The organism is Salmonella sp. SA15303, assembly GCF_029962125.1.
Lineage (GTDB): Bacteria > Pseudomonadota > Gammaproteobacteria > Enterobacterales > Enterobacteriaceae > Salmonella > Salmonella enterica.
In genome coordinates this window covers 3300651-3319861 of sequence record NZ_CP123924.1, presented here as the reverse complement: position 1 = coordinate 3319861, position 19211 = coordinate 3300651, and the positions used below count along the sequence as shown (strand labels likewise).

Here is a 19211-nt window from a genome sequence, read left to right as displayed (position 1 = left end):
TTAATGATTAACTTGCGAAATTTGCGCTAAAAACCAGGTCACGATCAGCAGATCGGCGCTACCGCCTGGGCTGAGATTGCGTTCAATGCATTGCTGATCGAACCGGTGGAGATAAACGAGATCGTCAGGCGTCCGTATGCCGCCCTGCTGTAATAAGACCGCAGCCTGCTGCTGTAACCAGCGCAGACCGTCCGCCCCGCCGCGCGACGCGACGTTGGTATCGCCGTTAAGCGACATCAGCAGCAGTAAGGTATCAAGCAGCGCCAGTTCGGGATCGCGCCCCTGCGCCAGCAATGCGCGGTAGTGCGGCAACGCGTGGCGGATGACCAGCGGATAGCCCGCTTCCGCTTCACCGCGCGCGCCGGTTAATCCCAGTTGCTGATACAGCCGCTGGCCTGCGGTGAGCTGTAGGTTGTTCTGGCGCAGTTCGCGCGTTGTCAGGCCGCGGCAAAAATCGGCGGCGGTAGCGCAGAGTGTTTCTGCGGCGATCGGCTGGCGTAGCTGATACAGGCGGCCAATGGCGGCGCACAGTAACCCCAGCGAGAAAATGCTGCCTTTATGGGTATTGACGCCCGCCGTTGCGCGAAACATCGCTGCTTCACAGGCCATCCCCAATGGACGCAGGCCCGCCAGAACTGACTCTGGCGGCAGGCGCGTGCAGCTGGCGCCATATTCCATAAAGCGCGGCAGCCAGTGTCGAATCGCCTCCGCGCTGCGGTGAAAATCCGCCAGCGCCATATCTTTGTGCGCGCCGCAGTTTAGTCGGTCTACCAGACCGGGTTTTGGCGATAAATTTACCTCGGTCAGCATGGCGCGCCAGGCCAAATCGGCCCAGACGTCATACAGCGACTGAGGCTGAATGGAGGCGTTAGTCGGGTTGGCGGGAATCGGCATCATGCAGCAGCGCCTCCATATGAATCAGTAAATCAGTCAGCGCGTGGGTTTTACCCCGCGCGCATTCAGCCGCGCTTTGCCCGCACAGCAGACAGCGGCGAGCGGGAAGCGCGAAATGGCGGCGGGAGAGTATTTCGCCTTCCGCCGTCAGGACATCGATATCCCACAGGCGCCCCAGTGGATAACGCTGTTCAAGCGCGATGGTCGCCTGTTTGAGCGCCTGAGCGGGCGCGTCAATCGCCAGCAGCCCTTCCGGCCCGCTGGCGGAAGCCAGTGCAGCCTGCTCCCGGATAGTCCAGCCATACTCTTCTGCCAGCGTGTGCAGGGCAGTCACGCCGTGATTAAAGATCCGGCGGGTTAACGCGCTGTCTTTTATCGGGCCTGGCGCCACCACGGTAAAGGAGACCAGTGGAGTGGCGTGGCGCGTTAGCCAGGCGCGCTGTCTTGCTTGTCTCTCATCCCGGCTGGCGAGCAGCTCAGGAATAGAAACGTCGTGACAGGTGGCGAGTTCAGGAAACAGGCGCATGGCTTATTCCTTCACCTGATGCACCACATCGATCACTGAACCGTCGCGATAACGCACGACAGTAATCACGCGGTCGGTGAATTCGATAGGGCGGGGCTGACCGGTAAGCAGTTGCGCGCGTTCGCGCAGCCACTCAATCGATACCACTTTCATTCCCGCTGCTTTCAGGCGTTCAGCCAGCTCCGGACGCGCCGGATTGACGGCGATACCGTGATCGGTGACCAGAATGTCGACGCTGGAGCCCGGTGTGACGCAGGTGGTGACGTTATCAACCAGCGTTGGGATGCGACCGCGTACCAGCGGCGCGACGATGATGGACAGCGCCGCCGCGACGGCGGTATCGCAGTGACCGCCGGACGCGCCGCGTAGAACGCCGTCGGAGCCGGTCAGCACGTTAACATTGAAGTGGGTGTCTACTTCCAGCGCGCTCAGTACCACCACGTCCAGACGGTCGACGGAAGCGCCTTTAGAGCCCCAGTTGGCGTACTGGTTAGCGCTGATTTCGATATGGTTCGGGTTGCGAGCCAAAGATTGCGCAGCGTTACGATCGAAGCTCTGAACGTCAAGCAGTTTGCGGATTAAGCCCTTTTCATGCAGGTCGACCATGGTGGCGGTGATACCGCCCAGCGCGAAATTAGCCACAATGTTGCGGCTACGCATTTTGTCTTCCAGGAAGCGGGTGACCGCCAGCGATGCACCGCCGGTGCCAGTTTGTAGGGAGAAACCTTCGTTGAAGTAGCCGGAGTGAGCAATGACTTCCGCCGCGCTGCGGGCGATCAGCAGTTCACGCGGATTAGTGGTCATGCGGGTCGCGCCAGCGCCGATTTTGTTTGCATCACCGACTTCTTCGATTTGCACGATCAGATCAACCTGATCCTGAGCGATGCTTGCCGGGTTATGCGGATACGGCAGCAGTTGCTCCGTCAGCATCACGACCTGCTTCGCGCTGTCGGCATCCACCATCGCGTAGCCCAGTGAACCGCAACAGGCTTTGCCGGTATAACCGTTAGCATTACCGAATTCATCGCAGGAGGGCACGCCAAGAAATGCAACATCAATATTGAGTTCGCCGCTTTGTACCAGATGTACACGACCGCCGTGGGAGTGAATCTGAACCGGCTCAGCCAGCAAGCCGCGAGAAATTTCTTCCGCCAGCGGGCCGCGCAGGCCTGACGTGTAGATGCGGCTGACCACCCCGTTACGAATGTGTTCAACCAGCGGCGCATGGCAGTCGCTCAGCGAACTGGAGGCCAGCGTCAGGTTTTTGAAGCCCATCTTCGCGATGGTTTCCATCACCAGGTTAATCGTCAGATCGCCGCCGCGAAACGCGTGGTGAAAGGAGACCGTCATGCCGTCGCGTAAACCGGAACGGCGGATGGCCTCTTCCAGGCTGGCGCACAGTTTGTGGTCGCGCGGTTTTTGCGCTTGTAGATCCAATTTTGCCGCACTTTGGTAAGCGCTCAGTTCGCTTTCAGCGTGACGGCTCCAGGCTGCTACGCGATCCTGGCGTTGAGATTCATTTTTCTGCGTCATTTTTTTGCCTTATTCTTCGCGAATACCGGAAAGTTCTGCACGGGAGAGCACCAGACGGGCGCGTTCAATCACCGGGCTGTCGACCATCTTGCCGTTAAGGGAAACGACGCCGAGACCTTCGCGGGCGGCGGCTTCTGCGGCTTCAACGACCAGACGCGCATGGGCGACCTCTTTACGCGTTGGCGCATAAAGGTTGTGCAGCAGTTCGATCTGGCGGGGGTTGATCAGTGACTTACCGTCAAAGCCCAACTGTTTAATGTGGGCGGCTTCTTGCAGGAAACCGGCTTCGTTGTTGGCGTCGGAATAGACGGTATCGAAGGCCTGAATGCCGGCGGAACGCGCGGCCTGCAAAATGGCGCAGCGGGCGAACAGCAGTTCGGTGCCTTCCGGAGAGCGTTCGGTGCGCAGGTTGCGAACATAGTCTTCCGCGCCCAGCGCAATCCCGATCAACCGTTCAGAGGCGTGGGCGATTTCTACCGCGCGGGTAATACCCAGCGGCGATTCCACGGCGGCTAACAGGCCGGTACTGCCCGGTTCGCGACCGCAGGCGTTTTCAATGCGCAGAATTTCGTTTTCGATATCAATGACGTCCTGCGCGGTGTCGGTTTTCGGTAAACGCACCACGTCCGCGCCGCCGCGCACGACCGCTTCCAGATCGTTGACGCCCCATTCGGAATCCAGCGCATTCACGCGGACAATGGTTTCGACGTCACGGTAAAGCGGGTGTTGCAGCGCGTGATATACCAGACGGCGCGCCGCGTCTTTTTCGCGTAATGCAACGGAGTCTTCCAGGTCGAACATCAGCGCGTCGGCCGGGTAGATAAACGAATTGCTCACCATCGCCGCGTTGGCGCCCGGTACGAATAACATACTGCGGCGGGTGCGGGTTTTACGTTGTTGCAGAGAGGTGGAAATCATTGGCGATCCTCCCAGGGCAGAGCGGCAATACCGCTGGCGCGCGCCAGTAGCGTTTCCAGTCGGGCGCGCAAAATGCAGTCCAGAGCGCCTTTATCATCAACGTTCAGTTGTACGCCGCGCACGTCGTAGCGAGAAAGCACCTCCAGGATGGTGGCGCGAATGGCCTCGCCAAACTGTTTTTCAACGCTACTGTTGATTTGCAGGTCAATATCCTGCGTATCGAGCGGCGCAATGCGTATCATCACATCGCCGGACTCAAGCGTGCCTGCGACGGCTAGCTGGTTTATTTTCATTTTTCACCTGTTGCTAATACGGGGGACTTTTGACGGGCTGCCGCGCTGCCCGGATGGCGTTCGACCATGCCCTGCAAATAGCGCAGGGTGGCGTCGGGAACCAGCGGCGCGATAGCCGTGAGATCGTGTTTAACCAGCAGCTTGCGTACCCAGGAGGAGGATATCGGCGTCTCCTGGAAGCAAAGCCGCTCTATTTCCACCAGCGTAATGGGTGGGGCGGGAAGCGTTGGCGTCTCCAGCCAGAAACGCATATCAAGGTTGTACTGGGCGGTAACGGTGCAAAACGGCTCCGTACCGACAAAGCGGTGTGTGATGCCAAGCGCGGGCGCCAGATACTGGCGGAAAATCTTCAGGTCGATTGCGGTATAACAGTGATTAATAACGCTCTGCTCTTTAATGAAATAGCAGGGGAACGTCGCACGAGAAATAATGTATTCGGAGCCGCGGTGAACGGTTAAGCGCGGGATATCGGTGGTCCCTTTAAGGACCAGATCGAGTCGGTCTTCATAGGGAAAGCGTGATGTATCTTCTTTGACCAGGAACAGATGCAGCCAGTCGCACTGTGCCGCCGCCTGTTGGATCAGATAGCGATGGCCGTTCGTGAAAGGATTGGCGTTCATCACAATACAGCCAATTTTCTTTCCCTCATGACGCAATGTCGCCAGCGATTCCGCATACCGTTTCAACCGGGTCGCGCTATTTTCCATTAAGACCATTACGCCAGGGACGCTGGCTATCGTCGAAAAGCTGCACTGTTTAAACAGCGCTTCGTATTCCGTTTTGGTATAAATAAAAAGATGGGTGCAGTGCCGCTCCCAGGCGAGATTAATCAATTCCGTCGCCAGCGTTAACGCTAAGCCTTCGCCGCGTACTGATTCGCTAATGGCCACGCATTTAATGATATTTCCGGCAATACCGCCGCAGGCAATAAGACGGTCATCACGGCTGACGGTAATAAACACTTCTACAGTGGTATCGACGCTTAAATCATTCTCTTTGAGAAAGTGAGCGATCTCCGCCATTTTTTTATTTTCAGAGCGTTTTACCCGAGTGAATACATTATTGCCAAACATAGTAAGAAATATCCTGGTGATATGCTTGTTGCCACTTTTCTGTATATGTTGCGCTGTGTTGCAACTTGATAACTTTTTCTTTTCAGTCAGAGTAGGAGTTTTTTTATGACGAGTTATTTATTTTTCTCTCTGACGTATACATCGTAAGGAGTATTTTGGTGGTAAATTTTGATTTATTTCACAAAGCGTTAGATGGTTTTTAAGTGTTTTATGGTTTTAAGTTTTTTAATTAATTTAATCGCCATTCCGGCGGTGGGTTTTAGTTGTTTAATTGATTTAATGTGGGGAATCTGTAACGATTGGTTTTTATATGCTTCAAGATGCTCAAAACATTTTTATTACATTTGCGATAAATCTGAAGAGAAATGCCCATAAGGAACCTTAATGTCCTGTCAGAAAAATAAAAAGCTGTTTCCTTTTTTTCGGCAACTCGCGTTTCCGTTACGTATTTTTCTGCTCATTCTGGTGGTTTCTGTTTTCATCGTGGCAGCGTTAGCACAATATTTGTCTGCCAGTTTCGAAGATTATCTGGCGTCCCATGTTCGTGATATGGCGATGAATCAGGCAAAAATTATTGCTTCTAACGACAGCATTATCGCTGCCGTAAAAAACCGGGACTATAAACGCCTGGCGATAATTGCGAATAAACTGCAGCGCGGGACGGATTTTGACTATGTGGTGATAGGCGATCGCCACTCGATCCGGCTTTACCATCCGAATCCGGAAAAAATCGGCTATCCCATGCAGTTTACGAAACCCGGCGCGCTGGAAAGAGGAGAAAGTTATTTCATTACCGGTAAGGGCTCAATAGGGATGGCGATGCGCGCCAAAACGCCTATCTTTGACAACGAAGGCAACGTGATCGGCGTTGTTTCAATTGGCTATCTGGTCAGTAAAATCGACTCCTGGCGGCTGGACTTCTTATTACCGATGGCGGGGGTTTTTGTCCTGTTGCTGGTGGTATTAATGCTGCTTTCCTGGTTTTTCGCCGCGCATATCCGCCGACAAATGCTGGGCATGGAGCCGAAACAGATTGCGCGCGTGGTACGCCAGCAGGAGGCGTTATTTAGCTCGGTTTATGAAGGGCTGATCGCCGTTGATCCGGAGGGACATATCACCGCGATTAACCGCAATGCGAGAAAAATGTTGGGGCTGCCGTCGCCGGGGCGTCAGTGGCTGGGCAAGCTGATAGCGGAAGTCGTCAATCCGGCAGACTTTTTTACCTGCCAGATCGCAGAAAGACGCCAGGACGTGATGGCCAACTTCAATGGCCTGAGCGTCATCGCCAATCGTGAGGCTATCCGTTCCGGCGAGGAGCTGCTGGGCGCTATTATTAGTTTTCGCAGCAAAGATGAAATCGCGACGTTGAACGCGCAGCTAACCCAGATTAAACAGTATGTTGAGAGCCTGCGCACGCTACGCCATGAGCACCTGAACTGGATGTCGACTCTGAACGGCCTGCTGCAAATGAAAGAGTATGATCGGGTCAGAGAGATGGTGCAGGGTGAGTCGCAGGCGCAGCAGCAACTTATTGATAGTTTACGCGGCGCCTTCGCCGATCGTCAGGTGGCCGGTTTGCTGTTTGGCAAAGTTCAGCGCGCGCGTGAACTGGGGCTCAAGATGGTGATTGTTCCCGGCAGCCAGCTACATCAACTGCCGGAGGGGCTGGATAGCACGGAGTTCGCCGCCATCGTCGGGAATCTGCTGGATAACGCGTTTGAGGCGAGTTTACGTACACAGGAAGGCGACAAGACCATCGAACTTTTCCTGAGCGACGAGGGCGACGAGGTGGTAATAGAGGTCGCCGACCAGGGCTGCGGCGTTCCTGAAGCGCTGCGGGAAAAAATTTTTGAACAGGGCGTAAGTACCCGAACCGACGAACCCGGTGAGCATGGTATCGGGTTATATCTGATTGCAAGTTATGTGGGGCGCTGTGGCGGGGTCATTACGCTGGAAGACAATGATCCTTGTGGCACCTTATTTTCTTTATTCCTTCCGAAAGTGAAAAAAAACGATGACAGAACCATTAACCCTATTGATCGTTGAGGATGAAACGCTGCTGGCGGAGATGCACGCAGAATATATCCGCCATATTCCTAGCTTTAACCAGATATGGCTGGCGGGCAATCTGGCGCAGGCGAGAATGATGATTGACCGGTTCAAACCTGGATTAATTCTGTTGGATAATTATCTGCCGGATGGGAAGGGGATTACGCTGCTGCATGAATTAATGCAGTCGCGCTATCCCGGCGGCGTCGTGTTTACGACCGCCGCCAGTGACATGGAGACGGTAGCGGAAGCGGTACGCAGCGGCGCGTTTGATTATCTGGTCAAACCTATTGCTTATGAGCGTTTGGGGCAGACGCTGACCCGCTATCAACAGCGCAGACGTATGCTGGCGAGCGCGGATAGCGCAAGCCAGAAGCAGATAGATGAAATGTTCAACGCCTATGCGCGCGGCGAACCGAAAGGGGATTTGCCGACCGGTATTGATGCCTTAACCCTTAATGCGGTGATGAGGCTGTTTGCCGATCCAACCGTACGCCATACGGCTGAAACGGTCGCGCAGGCCTTAACGATAAGCCGCACCACATCCCGACGCTACCTGGAATATTGCGCGAGTCAGCATCTGATTGTCGCAGAGATTATTCATGGCAAAGTGGGCAGGCCGCAGCGTATTTACCACGGCGGCTAAGCCTGGTTTAAGATGCCGGGGCGATGTTTTCCCTCGCCCCGGCTTACCGGCTATCAGCCGCCAGTAACGCTGGAAGAGGCGCCTGGCACCATAATTTCCGTGGCGATAATGACGATCAACAGACCGACGATAACCGGAACGGACGTGCGCTTCACCACTTCAAACGGTGATATTTTAGCCATCCCGGCGACAGCGACCACGACGCCGGAGACCGGCGAAATCGTGCGCCCCAGGTTTGAGGCTTGCAGCATTGGGATGGATAAATAGGCTGGGTTGATACCGGAGGAGTGCGCCAGTTTAGGGATCATCTCAACAAAGGCGTAAAAAGGCGCATTGCCTGAACCGGTGGTCATCGCGGCCAGCATGGTTAAAATCACTAAGACCAGCATCAGAATAATGCTGGCGGAGCCAAAAGAAGTGGCAATCGAGATCAGACTTTGGATAAAGCCAATGGTGCTCAGCCCCTGGGCGAAAACGCCCGCCGCGACCAACAGCATCACAACGCCGGCAAACGCATCCGCCATGCCGCGATAAGCCACTTCCAGGCCGGAAAACACATTTTGCGTGTTGAAACCGCGCACGAATTCCAGCACGGCGGCCAGCAGCATACAGATCACCAGAATGGTAATAATGTGCAACTGCGGCCCCCATTTACCGTCAAAAATCAGTACGCCGATAATGGGCGTGAACGGCAAAAGGGCATAAAACGCCGGGGCCGTGGTGGTAATCTCCGCCACGTCCAGCATCTCATGTGAAATGTTCTCTTTTTTATCCAGATAGCGTTGCCAGAAAAAGTGCGCAATCGCCATACCGATAATGGCGGCGATGGAAATTGGCAGCGTAGTTTTGAACGCGAAATCGATTAACGGCATCTCCGCCGCTTTTGCGGCTAAAACCACATCGCCAGACGTTGGCGAGAGGATGATGGCGGCCGGAGAGGCGCAAATAGCCGCCGCCGCGCCGCGGCTAATGCCGACGTTGACCATCACCGGGAAGAGAGTAGCCATGAGCAGTACGCCAAGCCCCGTCGCGGAAGAGACGGCCAGCGACATCAGGCAGGCGACAAAATAGGCGGCAATCATCAACAGGTAGGGCGAGTTTATGTACTGTAAAGGTTTCGACGCCAGCTTCACGACCATATCATTCGCGCCGATATGCGTCATATAGGCGGCAAAGCCGCACAGCATCATGATCATCATGCCAAGATCGCCGCCGCGACTCATAAGCAAAATTTTGATGTATTCAACAATATCTGTTGCGGTATAGCCGGTACTGGTTTCGCTGGCAGGTAATACCTTATGCCCCATCAGCGCGCTGATAATAAGCAGAGCCAGACCGCCGACAAATAAAACGCCAGTGGCGGAATATCCCTTAATGATGTAGCGCGCTACACCCACAATAACGACGACTCCGATAAGGAGCTCTATAACTGTTAGCATTGTTTCCCCTGTCTTATCGACACCCAGAGTAAAAATAAGAACCACAAAAGTGGTATAAAAATGTACCGAATAAAGGATGGCGCCTTACTGATTAAAATCACGGCGCGGTTATTTTTTCATGTCATTGCTAAAGATGAAATATACTTATACGAATTTTCTGTAGCACTATAAGTATTAATTTATTGTTATTTTATTGTTTTATTTGTTGTGCTTTGTTTTGTGTTTTTTGTGAAAGCTTATTAAGGAGCGCGTGACGGTTCTGAGTGCTAAATCAAACGCCGTTAACCCGATACTCTCTCAGATTATTCTCTGTTTATAGTTTGTTAAGATTTTATTCAGGTTAATGTTGTTATTATCACAGTCGAATTTTTGAACGGTATGTATGTTGCGATGATCATCAGAAAGTATTTTCTTATTATTGCTCTCCTTTTGATGCCATGGCTGGCTATTCCTTCAGTCTCTGCGGCGGATAAAGGGTGGTTTAACACGTTTACCGATAACGTCGCAGAAACGTGGCGACAGCCTGAGCATTATGATTTGTATGTCCCCGCCATTACCTGGCATGCGCGCTTTGCCTACGATAAAGAGAAAACGGATCGCTATAACGAGCGGCCGTGGGGCGTTGGTTTTGGTCAGTCCCGCTGGGACGACAAAGGCAACTGGCATGGCCTCTATATGATGGCCTTTAAAGATTCATTTAACAAATGGGAACCCATAGGCGGTTATGGCTGGGAAAAAACCTGGCGACCGCTGGAAGACGATAATTTTCGCCTTGGACTGGGCTTTACCGCAGGCGTTACCGCGCGCGACAACTGGAATTATATTCCCATCCCTGTGCTGTTGCCTTTAGCGTCGATAGGCTATGGTCCCGCTACCTTTCAGATGACCTACATTCCGGGTTCGTATAACAACGGAAACGTCTATTTCGCCTGGATGCGTTTCCAGTTTTGATGGGGAAGGGTATGCTTCAGTTGTGAATTAAAAAGTCTTAAAAAACAATAAGTAGATAGAGTTAGCTAAAAATTAACGCGATATTTATCACTTTTTCGCAAAGTTCGACTGGACAAAATGCATCACAATTGTTGTACTGGTATCCGACACAGCATTTGTGTCTATTTTTCATGTAAAGGTAATTTTGATGTCTAAGATTAAAGGTAACGTTAAGTGGTTTAATGAATCCAAAGGATTCGGTTTCATTACTCCGGAAGATGGCAGCAAAGACGTGTTTGTACACTTCTCTGCAATCCAGACCAATGGTTTTAAAACTCTGGCTGAAGGTCAGCGCGTAGAGTTCGAAATCACTAACGGTGCCAAAGGCCCTTCCGCTGCAAACGTAACTGCTCTGTAAGCATACGTCCGACAGCAAGATTTCAAAACCCGCCCTTTCGGCGGGTTTTTTTTGTCTATGGAAAACCCCCAGCTAGGCTGGGGGTTCCGGAAAGCTTTCAGCTTTAAGCCAGTTATTAAAACCCCTTTTGATTTGTTAAAACATCTTGCGGTCTGGCAACTGCAAAAGTTCAACAAGAAATCAAAAGGGGGTCCCAATGGGGGACGAAAAGAGCTTAGCGCACACCCGATGGAACTGTAAATATCACATAGTTTTCGCGCCCAAATACCGAAGACAAGCGTTCTATGGAGAGAAGCGTAGGGCAGTAGGCAGCATATTAAGAAAATTGTGTGAATGGAAAAACGTACGAATTCTGGAAGCAGAATGTTGTGCAGATCATATTCACATGCTTCTGGAGATCCCGCCGAAGATGAGTGTGTCGAGTTTCATGGGATATCTGAAGGGTAAAAGTAGTCTGATGCTTTACGAGCAGTTTGGGGATCTAAAATTCAAATACAGGAACAGGGAGTTCTGGTGCAGAGGGTACTATGTCGATACGGTGGGTAAGAACACGGCGAAGATACAGGACTACATAAAGCACCAGCTTGAAGAGGATAAAATGGGTGAGCAATTATCGATCCCGTATCCGGGCAGCCCGTTTACGGGCCGTAAGTAACGAAGTTTGATGCAAATGTCAGATCGTATGCGCCTGTTAGGGCGCGGCTGGTAAGAGAGCCTTATAGGCGCATCTGAAAAACCTCCGGCTATGCCGGAGGATATTTATTTGCGCTTAACGCGCCGCTGCGGCGGAAAATAGCCAGAATGCCAGCGCCGTCATGGCAAACGAACCTAACAGGTTAATCAGCACATTCAGCAGCGCCCAGCCAAAGCGCCCCTCTTGCAGCAAGAATACCACTTCGGCAGAAAAAGTAGAAAAGGTCGTCAGGCCGCCGCAAAAGCCGGTTGTGATGAGCACTTTCCACATCGGATCGATATGTGTCATGCGGTTAAACCAGGCGAACCCCATGCCGATAATAAACGCGCCAAGCAAATTTGCTGTTAGCGTACCGATGGGAATCGCCTGATGAAGCGGATTAAAACGCATACTGAGCATCCACCGGGCTACGCTCCCCGTTCCACCGCCGATAAAAACTGCTAAAAGAAGCTGTAACACTGCCGAATCCTTTATTTAATTGCTATACAAGAGGAGTGTAACGCCGAACACGCATAATTGGCGAGTCCTGACAGAGGTGTGGGAGGGGATATGTTCGTTGCAGCCGGGCAGTTTGTGGTGAGTTCTGTATGGGAAGAGAATGCGCAAGTTTGCGTTTCGTTAATGGCTCAGGCGGCGGGCCGCGGCGTATCGCTTCTGGTGTTGCCTGAGGGGATATTAGCGCGAGATGACATCGACCTTGACCTGCCGATTCGCGCCGCGCAGCCGCTGGATGGCGCGTTTATGACGCGGCTTCTGGAAGAAAGCGCTCATAATAATATGACGACGATATTCACTATCCTTGTCCCGTCAACGCCTGGACGGGCGGTTAATATGCTGGTGGCGCTACGGGCGGGTCACATTGTCGCGCGTTACGCGAAGCTGCATCTCTATGATGCGTTTTCGATGCAAGAATCCCAAAGTATTGATGCCGGAACCGTTATCGCGCCTGTGCTGGACGTGGAGGGGGTTAAGGTGGGGCTTATGACCTGTTATGACCTGCGCTTTCCGGACATGGCGCTAGCGCTGGCTTTACAGGGGGCTGACGTATTGGCGCTGCCGACGGGCTGGGTTCGCGGCCCGTTGAAAGAGCAGCAGTGGTCGACGCTGCTGGCGGCGAGAGCGCTGGATACCACCAGCTATATGATTGCGGCCGGGGAGTGTGGTAATCGTAATATTGGTCAAAGTCGTATTATCGATCCGTTGGGGGTAACGATAGCCGCGGCAGCCGATCGTCCGGCGCTGATCGTCGCGGAAATATTCAGAGAACGAATAGACCAGGTGCGGGAGCAACTTCCTCTTTTGCAGCAACGACGATTTGCGCCACCGCAATTATTATGATGTTTTTTTACGCAAAGCTTGATTCACCTTGTTACAGATTGCTATTGTGTGCGCGCGTCGAAAGACCGTTAATATTCTCAGGTTAATCCGGCGCGTTACGCAGCCTGTTTTTAGTGAAGAAGGTATCTATGGGTGAGATTAGTATTACCAAACTGCTGGTGGTTGCCGCACTGGTTGTTCTGCTGTTTGGTACCAAGAAGTTACGTACGCTGGGCGGAGACCTGGGCACGGCGATTAAAGGATTCAAGAAAGCAATGAACGATGAAGACGCGGGCGTTAAGAAAGACGTCGACGGTAGCGTTCAGGCTGAAAAACTCTCGCACAAAGAGTAATTGCGCGATGCGCTTGCTCCGCAGAGTAAAAAAACCGGCGAGTTGCCGGTTTTTTTTGCCTGAAATGTAAGCGTCTATTACACGATCATTTCACTTCCATGCCTTTGGCCTGGAGATCAGCATGGTACGAAGAACGTACAAAGGGGCCACAGGCGGCATGGGTAAAGCCCATCGCCAGGGCTTCCGCTTTCATCTCGTCAAACTCTTCCGGGCTGACATAACGCTGTACCGGCAGGTGATGGCGGCTTGGCTGTAGATACTGACCAAGCGTCAGCATGGTAACGCCGTGACGGCGTAAGTCGCGCATAACCTCAATGATTTCCGCATTGGTTTCGCCTAAGCCCACCATCAGACCCGATTTTGTCGGAATTTCCGGGTGCGCTTCTTTGAAGCGTTCCAGTAATTTCAGCGACCAGTTGTAATCGGCGCCCGGACGAACCTGGCGGTAAATACGCGGCACGTTTTCCAGGTTGTGGTTAAACACATCCGGCGGCGTCGCGTTAAGGATATCCAGCGCGCGATCCATACGTCCACGGAAGTCTGGCACCAGGGTCTCTATTTTTATCTCCGGGCTTTTGGCACGGATGGCGGTGATGCAGTCAGCAAAATGCTGGGCGCCGCCGTCACGCAGATCGTCACGGTCGACAGAGGTGATGACCACATAGCGTAGCGCCATGTCGGCGATCGTTTGCGCCAGTTTCTGCGGCTCTTCCGCATCCGGCGCAACGGGGCGGCCATGGGCGACATCACAGAACGGACAGCGGCGAGTGCAAATGGCCCCAAGGATCATAAACGTAGCGGTACCGTGGTTGAAACATTCAGCCAGGTTTGGGCAAGATGCTTCCTCGCAGACAGAATGCAGGCCATTTTTGCGCATTGCGGCTTTGATGCCCTGGATACGGGTAGAATCCGCCGGAAGTTTTATTTTCATCCATTCCGGTTTACGTAGTAGAGCGTCGCGCTCTGTGACCACATTTTTAACCGGGATAAGAGCCATCTTATCGGCATCGCGGTATTTTACACCGCGTTCCATCACAATGGGTTTACTCATAGCGTGCGTGTTCCAGTTGCGAATAACGAAGGAAAGCGTTTCAATTCAAGGGAAAGTTGTATTTATCAACTATTTTTGAATTTGTGACACGCAGTATATCATTGATAAGGGCCATAAAGCAGCCTGACAGCCCGGCAAAATGTAAAATAGTTGTTGTTTTGTGCTGTTTGCCCATATCTTCCGTGACCTGAATGCAACATTTTTGTCAGAACGCCTCACGGATGATATCAATGACGTTCTCCAGCACCGGATCGCGCAGACTCAGTTTATTGTAATGCAGCGAGAACTCGACCTGTTCACTATTCACCGGCGCGTAGGGAAGGCGCTCAAGCGGCCAGCAGCGGCTAAATAAGTCGTAGAAGCGGGTGGGCATCAGTCCCAGCAGATCGCTGCTGGCGATCAGCGAGGCAATGGTAAAAATATTGTAGCTGCTAAAACTGATTTGCTGATCGGGAAATGTCTCCTGCAGTCGCTGGCGCAGCAGGGAAAGATGTTGTCCCTCCAGCATCAGAAAGGTGTGATCCGCGCTGTTCAGTCTCTCTTCAGTAATGGCGTTCGCCAGACACGGGTGATGCTGGCGGCAGACAATCTCAAGCGTATCGCTAAACAGGACGTGATGCTGGATGCTCCGGTTGTTATAGCTATGGGTATTGATAATGAGATCGGTCTGAAACTGACTAAGCTGGCTTTCGGCATCGTCTACCGGAATGTTGCGCAGCAAAAGCTGAGGATAACGCGGCCTGATGGCCTGGTAAATAATCGGCATCACTAGCGCGCCGACCGAAGGCGTCGTGCCAATTGTAATGGTGCGTTGCTTATCATAGCTGCCCGTAAGATCCAGGGCGCCAAGAATAGATTCCAGCCCCTGGCTGATGTATTCGTGCAGATGCGTAGCATACGTCGTGGGCGTTACGCCCTGGCCTTTGCGAATAAACAGCGGATCGGGAAATATAGTCCGTAATTTTTGAATGGACTGGCTAATGGCTGACGGCGTCAGGTTAAGAATTTTCGCTGCATTGACGATCCCTTTATGGACATATACGGCCTCGAAAATCGTCAACAGATTGAGGTCAATATTTCTCAGTGTTCTGAAAATTTGCGGTTTGTCCTGTAGGTGTTGATCGGCCGGTTGTCTTTCTGCCTGATTATTATCACTCACGCTCTGGCTCCGAATTCATTCGTATTATGAATAATAGATGAAATAGTATATTTTGCATTTATGGGTTGGTTTTAAAATTACTCTTATGAATGTATTTTTAGTCATTTCAATAAGATAAGTAACAGCAAGGCCGGGATTTTGTTCACGGAAAATTCCTCATCATGAGGACTGAAGAGGCCATGCCGCCTGGCGGCTACAGCAGGGATATAACGAAAATATAGAAAGCGGGGGGAGAAGTAAAGCATTCAAATCATATATGATTAATGACCCATAAATTTCTTGGGCCATTATATTTTACGCATTAAGCAGCAATATATTCATACGGTGGATTATTTAGCAGAGCTAAAATATTCGCCAGCAAGCGGGGCGCAATATTATCCGTGGTAGCATCTTCCTTCCACTGCGTTATTTTGGCCATTTCCATGCCGGCATAACCACACGGGTTGATACGCAGGAAAGGAGAAAGATCCATGTTAACGTTTAGCGCTAAACCGTGGAATGAGCAGCCGCGACGGATACGTAAACCCAGCGAGCAGATTTTCTTTTCACCCACGTAGACGCCCGGCGCATCGGCGCGCGGATGCGCCTCAATACCAATTTCAGCCAGCGTATTCACCACGGTCTGTTCAAGTAGGGTGACTAAATCACGCACGCCCAGTTTACGTCGTTTCAGGTTAAGTAAAACGTACATTACCTGTTGGCCCGGACCATGATAGGTCACCTGTCCTCCACGATCGCTCTGCACAACGGGAATATCGCCAGGCATCAATATATGTTCCGCTTTACCGGCCTGGCCCTGGGTAAACACCGGGTAATGCTCAACCAACCAGATTTCATCATGGCTGTTTTCATCGCGCATATCGGTAAAGTTATGCATGGCCTGAGAGATAGCTTCATAGGGCTGAAGGCCGAGCTGGCGGACAAGGATTTTATCCTGATACAAAACGGCATCTCCGTAGAGAATGAAAAAAGAGAGGAAAGTATATCACAGCGGGGGAGGCGGGGAGTTACCCGGATAAGACCGGGTAACCGTCTGGATGTATTACAATACCATTCGCACGATATCAATATTGCCCAGTTCTTCGTACAGCGTTTCAACCTGTTCAATATGGGTGGCATTAATGGTGATAGAGACCGAGTGGTAGTTGCCTTTGCTGCTCGGTTTTACCGTCGGAGAGTAATCACCAGGCGCATGGCGCTGTACCACTTCAACCACCTGATCAACCAGCTCAGGTAACGCCTGCCCCATTACTTTGTAAGTAAATGGCGTAGGGAATTCAAGCAGTTCGTTAAGTTTGGTTTTCATGTCAGCTCCGGCATTACGTAAAAAAAATAACAACTCCCGCCACAGGGCGGGAGTTTTACTGAAGCATAGTATATGGGGACGAAAATCACACTTTCAAGCGTTCAATTTTTATCCAAACCAGTGATGGAACATTAATTTAATGTAATCAATGATTTTACCGAAGAAGTTCCCTTCCGGGATCTCTTGCAGTACGACCAGCGGACGCTGCTCGATGGTTTTACCGTCCAGCTGGAAGTTGATGGTGCCGACCACCTGGTTTTTCTGCAGCGGCGCGTGCAGTTCTGCGGTATTCAGTACATAGCTCGCTTTCAAATCTTTCATGCGACCGCGAGGGATCGTCAGGTAAACGTCTTTATCGACGCCCAGCGAGGCGCGATCGGTATTACCAAACCAGGCGGGTTCAGAGGCGAACTCTTTACCAGCCTTCAGCGGATTAACGGTTTCAAAGAAACGGAAGCCCCACGTCAGCAGTTTTTTGCTTTCTGTTTCACGGCCTTTATAGGTCCGTCCGCCCATCACGGCGGAAATCAATCGCATCTGGCCTTCGGTTGCGGAAGCGACCAGATTATAGCCCGCTTTGCTGGTATGGCCGGTTTTGATGCCGTCCACATTCAGGCTGTTATCCCACAGCAGACCGTTACGGTTTAACTGGCGAATGCCGTTAAAGGTGAACTCTTTTTCTTTATAAACGGCATATTCGTTCGGCACATCGCGAATTAACGCCTGACCAATCAGCGCCATATCGCGAGCTGAACTGTATTGTCCGTCGGCGTCCAGGCCGTGTACGGTCTGGAAGTGGGTATTTTTCAGCCCCAACGCGTTCACATAGCTGTTCATCAGCCCGACGAAAGCATCCTGGCTACCGGCGGCGAAATCAGCCATCGCCACACAGGCGTCATTGCCGGATTGCAGATTGATGCCGCGTATCAACTGAGAGACCGGTACCTGCATTCCCGGCTTGAGGAACATCAGCGAGGAGCCTTTAAATACCGGATTGCCGGTGGCCCAGGCGTCATTACCGACGGTAACCAGGTCGGTTTCTTTAAATTTACCCGCTTTCATTGCCTGTCCGATGACGTAACTGGTCATCATCTTCGTCAGACTAGCCGGGTCGCGACGTTCGTCGGCGTTTTGTTCCGCCAGAACTTTGCCGGAGTTGTAGTCGATCAGGATGTAGGATTCCGCATCGATCTGCGGAACGCCCGGGATCATAGTTTTGATATTCAGGTCATCGGCATGTGCGGTTGAGATAAACGCGGCACAAAGCGCCGTGGTGAGCGCCATGCGCTGCATAAAACGAGCGGAAAAAGTGGTCTTCATGGTCTGAACTACGACGTCCGTGATGAAATTAAAAAAAGAGCCCTACTATAGCAAAAGCATAACTGGCAGGCATCTGACTTTCCGCGTGACTTTGTTAATGTCATTTACAGAAATTGACAGTACAGATACCTGCGATCGGTTACTGCGCGCTGGCGATAAAGGACTGTAATTGTGCTTCTGTTTGCAAACGTTGCTGTAACGCGCTGGCTTCGGCTTTACTGGCAAAAGGCCCCAGTTGAATACGCCAGACCGCGCCGTTTTGTATTACGCGTCCTGGTACGCTGAACTGCTGGCTTAAACGCTGTTGGTATTGCTGCGCACGCGTTTGATCGCTGACGGCGCCGACCTGGACGACGAAACGACCGCTCGCCGCGGCGGCTGGCGCACTCACCGGGGCAGATACCGGGGCCGCGGCAGCAGGCGCGCTTACCGGCGTCGCAGTCGCTGGAGCCGTCGCTGGAGCCGCCACCGGCGCGGAAACCGGCGCTGGCTGTGGCGCCGGCGTCGGTTCATTACTCTCCAGCACGCCAGGCGCCAGCGTAGTCGGCGCGCCGAGGAAGCCGCTGCTGCTCACCGGCGCACCGGTGGTATCGTCACTTTTCAACGTGGAATTACTGACCGGAAGAACGTCGCCTTGCGGTTGTGCAGGTGCTGAAGAGGCGCTTCCCATTCCGCCGCTTAAATCAGGGCGCGGGGGCAGAGCGTAGGTCTGTTTCGCCACCGTCGTACAGGCCATCCCCGGGCCGGAGAGCGAACCATCCGGCGCCACGATAATGGGGTCAATCCGTACTTTAGTATTATTCGAGGTATTCAGACGATCCGCCGCTGCGCGGGACAGGGAGATGACCCGATCGGTGCCATAGGGGCCGCGATCGTTAATACGCACGACGATCATGCGACCGTTGGCCAGGTTGGTGATTCGCGCATAGCTGGGGATAGGCAGTGTCGGATGGGCGGCGGTAAGCTGCATCGGATCGAACATCTCCCCGGAGGCGGTTAAATTACTGCCGGGTTCCGCATCATAAATAGCGGCCAGGCCAGCCTGGCTAAAGCGGGACGGGTCCTGAACGATTTTATAACTTTTACCGTCACGCTGATAATCCTGGTTTGCGGTCGGATTCAGAGGTTCATAACGCGGTTCCGCTCCGCTGATTTCCACAGTCGGACCATTACATACCGCAGGTTGCGGCGCGACGGTGGTTTGCTGCTGACCGCCGTCATTAGTACATGCCGCGAGTAGTACTATCCCTGCCGCGACGCAGATTACAGGCAACTGCTTACGCATTGCGCAC

The 19211-nt window shown here is 52.6% G+C and carries 21 protein-coding genes; 7 read left to right on the top strand and 14 right to left on the bottom strand.

The genetic code is table 11. The features are described from left to right. Genes citG through citC form a run of 6 tightly spaced genes read right to left on the bottom strand, consistent with a single transcriptional unit; the run spans window position 1 to window position 5237 of the window. Window positions 1–897: a triphosphoribosyl-dephospho-CoA synthase CitG gene (gene citG / locus QEN31_RS16385; RefSeq protein WP_000982663.1), complete on the bottom strand. Its 897-nt coding sequence runs from the start codon at window positions 895–897 to the stop codon at window positions 1–3. Then, window positions 869–1420 (bottom strand): citrate lyase holo-[acyl-carrier protein] synthase, encoded by a 552-nt coding sequence (citX, locus tag QEN31_RS16380; RefSeq protein WP_001236063.1) that lies wholly within the window; start codon window positions 1418–1420, stop codon window positions 869–871. The genes citG and citX overlap by 29 nt, the downstream gene beginning before the upstream one ends. A 3-nt stretch (window positions 1421–1423) precedes the next feature. Further along, window positions 1424–2953 carry a citrate lyase subunit alpha gene (gene citF, locus QEN31_RS16375; RefSeq protein ID WP_099949697.1) on the bottom strand — a complete coding sequence of 510 codons (1530 nt, stop codon included), beginning with the start codon at window positions 2951–2953 and terminating at the stop codon, window positions 1424–1426. Window positions 2954–2962: 9 nt separating this feature from the next. After that, the gene (citE, locus tag QEN31_RS16370) at window positions 2963–3871 is read right to left on the bottom strand and encodes a citrate (pro-3S)-lyase subunit beta (RefSeq protein WP_023209530.1); all 909 of its coding nucleotides are present in this window, start codon (window positions 3869–3871) and stop codon (window positions 2963–2965) included. Further along, window positions 3868–4164: a citrate lyase acyl carrier protein gene (gene citD, locus QEN31_RS16365; protein WP_000700679.1), complete on the bottom strand. Its 297-nt coding sequence runs from the start codon at window positions 4162–4164 to the stop codon at window positions 3868–3870. The genes citE and citD overlap by 4 nt, the downstream gene beginning before the upstream one ends. Next, entirely contained in the window at window positions 4161–5237 is a 1077-nt protein-coding gene (gene citC / locus QEN31_RS16360) for a [citrate (pro-3S)-lyase] ligase (RefSeq protein ID WP_099949696.1), read from the bottom strand. Before citC ends, citD begins: the two co-directional genes overlap by 4 nt. Before the next feature lie 384 nt (window positions 5238–5621). Between citC and dpiB the strand changes: the two genes are divergently transcribed. Together dpiB and dpiA are read left to right on the top strand one after the other, a co-directional pair. After that, on the top strand, window positions 5622–7283 hold the full coding sequence (dpiB, locus tag QEN31_RS16355; protein ID WP_001277836.1) for a sensor histidine kinase DpiB: 1662 nt from the start codon (window positions 5622–5624) through the stop codon (window positions 7281–7283). Then, window positions 7252–7932 (top strand): two-component response regulator DpiA, encoded by a 681-nt coding sequence (gene dpiA / locus QEN31_RS16350; RefSeq protein WP_000138788.1) that lies wholly within the window; start codon window positions 7252–7254, stop codon window positions 7930–7932. The genes dpiB and dpiA overlap by 32 nt, the downstream gene beginning before the upstream one ends. A gap of 53 nt (window positions 7933–7985) precedes the next feature. Here dpiA and dcuC read toward each other — a convergent pair whose 3' ends face one another. Beyond that, window positions 7986–9371: an anaerobic C4-dicarboxylate transporter DcuC gene (gene dcuC, locus QEN31_RS16345; protein ID WP_000958610.1), complete on the bottom strand. Its 1386-nt coding sequence runs from the start codon at window positions 9369–9371 to the stop codon at window positions 7986–7988. 378 nt (window positions 9372–9749) lie between these two features. On the opposite strand from dcuC, the gene pagP reads away from it, so the two are divergent. The 3 genes from pagP to tnpA all read left to right on the top strand — a co-directional run bounded on the left by pagP (window position 9750) and on the right by tnpA (window position 11374). Then, entirely contained in the window at window positions 9750–10322 is a 573-nt protein-coding gene (gene pagP, locus QEN31_RS16340) for a lipid IV(A) palmitoyltransferase PagP (RefSeq protein ID WP_001637197.1), read from the top strand. A gap of 187 nt (window positions 10323–10509) precedes the next feature. Beyond that, window positions 10510–10719, top strand: coding sequence for a transcription antiterminator/RNA stability regulator CspE (cspE, locus tag QEN31_RS16335; protein ID WP_000034826.1), 210 nt, complete (start codon window positions 10510–10512; stop codon window positions 10717–10719). A 196-nt stretch (window positions 10720–10915) separates the two neighbouring features. Continuing rightward, window positions 10916–11374, top strand: coding sequence for an IS200/IS605-like element IS200F family transposase (gene tnpA / locus QEN31_RS16330; RefSeq protein WP_000502119.1), 459 nt, complete (start codon window positions 10916–10918; stop codon window positions 11372–11374). A gap of 114 nt (window positions 11375–11488) precedes the next feature. Here tnpA and crcB read toward each other — a convergent pair whose 3' ends face one another. Continuing rightward, window positions 11489–11872 (bottom strand): fluoride efflux transporter CrcB, encoded by a 384-nt coding sequence (gene crcB / locus QEN31_RS16325; RefSeq protein ID WP_000939753.1) that lies wholly within the window; start codon window positions 11870–11872, stop codon window positions 11489–11491. Window positions 11873–11962: 90 nt separating this feature from the next. On the opposite strand from crcB, the gene QEN31_RS16320 reads away from it, so the two are divergent. Both QEN31_RS16320 and tatE read left to right on the top strand, forming a co-directional pair. Continuing rightward, the gene (locus QEN31_RS16320; RefSeq protein WP_000495780.1) at window positions 11963–12751 is read left to right on the top strand and encodes a deaminated glutathione amidase; all 789 of its coding nucleotides are present in this window, start codon (window positions 11963–11965) and stop codon (window positions 12749–12751) included. Window positions 12752–12879: 128 nt separating this feature from the next. Next, window positions 12880–13083 (top strand): twin-arginine translocase subunit TatE, encoded by a 204-nt coding sequence (gene tatE / locus QEN31_RS16315; protein WP_000503938.1) that lies wholly within the window; start codon window positions 12880–12882, stop codon window positions 13081–13083. Window positions 13084–13168: 85 nt separating this feature from the next. Here tatE and lipA read toward each other — a convergent pair whose 3' ends face one another. The 6 genes from lipA to rlpA all read right to left on the bottom strand — a co-directional run bounded on the left by lipA (window position 13169) and on the right by rlpA (window position 19204). Continuing rightward, window positions 13169–14134 carry a lipoyl synthase gene (gene lipA / locus QEN31_RS16310; protein ID WP_000042640.1) on the bottom strand — a complete coding sequence of 322 codons (966 nt, stop codon included), beginning with the start codon at window positions 14132–14134 and terminating at the stop codon, window positions 13169–13171. A gap of 205 nt (window positions 14135–14339) precedes the next feature. After that, a complete protein-coding gene (locus QEN31_RS16305) occupies window positions 14340–15293 on the bottom strand; it encodes a YbeF family transcriptional regulator (RefSeq protein ID WP_001282817.1) in 954 nt (317 codons plus the stop codon). Between the two features lie 301 nt (window positions 15294–15594). Continuing rightward, window positions 15595–16236: a lipoyl(octanoyl) transferase LipB gene (gene lipB / locus QEN31_RS16300; protein WP_000284009.1), complete on the bottom strand. Its 642-nt coding sequence runs from the start codon at window positions 16234–16236 to the stop codon at window positions 15595–15597. A gap of 99 nt (window positions 16237–16335) precedes the next feature. Next, window positions 16336–16599, bottom strand: a complete 264-nt coding sequence (gene ybeD, locus QEN31_RS16295) for a DUF493 family protein YbeD (RefSeq protein ID WP_000850547.1) — start codon at window positions 16597–16599, stop codon at window positions 16336–16338. Window positions 16600–16707: 108 nt separating this feature from the next. Further along, the gene (gene dacA, locus QEN31_RS16290; RefSeq protein ID WP_000858711.1) at window positions 16708–17919 is read right to left on the bottom strand and encodes a D-alanyl-D-alanine carboxypeptidase DacA; all 1212 of its coding nucleotides are present in this window, start codon (window positions 17917–17919) and stop codon (window positions 16708–16710) included. 139 nt (window positions 17920–18058) lie between these two features. Continuing rightward, a complete protein-coding gene (gene rlpA, locus QEN31_RS16285) occupies window positions 18059–19204 on the bottom strand; it encodes an endolytic peptidoglycan transglycosylase RlpA (protein WP_001231300.1) in 1146 nt (381 codons plus the stop codon). Between the last annotated feature and the right edge of the window lie 7 nt (window positions 19205–19211).

Coding starts and splice junctions, on each gene's coding strand:
- dpiA (WP_000138788.1), top strand. CDS start 7,252: ATGACAGAACCATTAACCCTATTGATCGTTGAGGATGAAACGCTGCTG.
- ybeD (WP_000850547.1), bottom strand. CDS start 16,599: ATGAAAACCAAACTTAACGAACTGCTTGAATTCCCTACGCCATTTACT.
- citE (WP_023209530.1), bottom strand. CDS start 3,871: ATGATTTCCACCTCTCTGCAACAACGTAAAACCCGCACCCGCCGCAGT.
- citX (WP_001236063.1), bottom strand. CDS start 1,420: ATGCGCCTGTTTCCTGAACTCGCCACCTGTCACGACGTTTCTATTCCT.
- citD (WP_000700679.1), bottom strand. CDS start 4,164: ATGAAAATAAACCAGCTAGCCGTCGCAGGCACGCTTGAGTCCGGCGAT.
- cspE (WP_000034826.1), top strand. CDS start 10,510: ATGTCTAAGATTAAAGGTAACGTTAAGTGGTTTAATGAATCCAAAGGA.
- citG (WP_000982663.1), bottom strand. CDS start 897: ATGATGCCGATTCCCGCCAACCCGACTAACGCCTCCATTCAGCCTCAG.
- tnpA (WP_000502119.1), top strand. CDS start 10,916: ATGGGGGACGAAAAGAGCTTAGCGCACACCCGATGGAACTGTAAATAT.
- lipA (WP_000042640.1), bottom strand. CDS start 14,134: ATGAGTAAACCCATTGTGATGGAACGCGGTGTAAAATACCGCGATGCC.
- dcuC (WP_000958610.1), bottom strand. CDS start 9,371: ATGCTAACAGTTATAGAGCTCCTTATCGGAGTCGTCGTTATTGTGGGT.
- rlpA (WP_001231300.1), bottom strand. CDS start 19,204: ATGCGTAAGCAGTTGCCTGTAATCTGCGTCGCGGCAGGGATAGTACTA.
- pagP (WP_001637197.1), top strand. CDS start 9,750: ATGTATGTTGCGATGATCATCAGAAAGTATTTTCTTATTATTGCTCTC.
- citF (WP_099949697.1), bottom strand. CDS start 2,953: ATGACGCAGAAAAATGAATCTCAACGCCAGGATCGCGTAGCAGCCTGG.
- dpiB (WP_001277836.1), top strand. CDS start 5,622: ATGTCCTGTCAGAAAAATAAAAAGCTGTTTCCTTTTTTTCGGCAACTC.
- citC (WP_099949696.1), bottom strand. CDS start 5,237: ATGTTTGGCAATAATGTATTCACTCGGGTAAAACGCTCTGAAAATAAA.
- dacA (WP_000858711.1), bottom strand. CDS start 17,919: ATGAAGACCACTTTTTCCGCTCGTTTTATGCAGCGCATGGCGCTCACC.
- QEN31_RS16320 (WP_000495780.1), top strand. CDS start 11,963: ATGTTCGTTGCAGCCGGGCAGTTTGTGGTGAGTTCTGTATGGGAAGAG.
- tatE (WP_000503938.1), top strand. CDS start 12,880: ATGGGTGAGATTAGTATTACCAAACTGCTGGTGGTTGCCGCACTGGTT.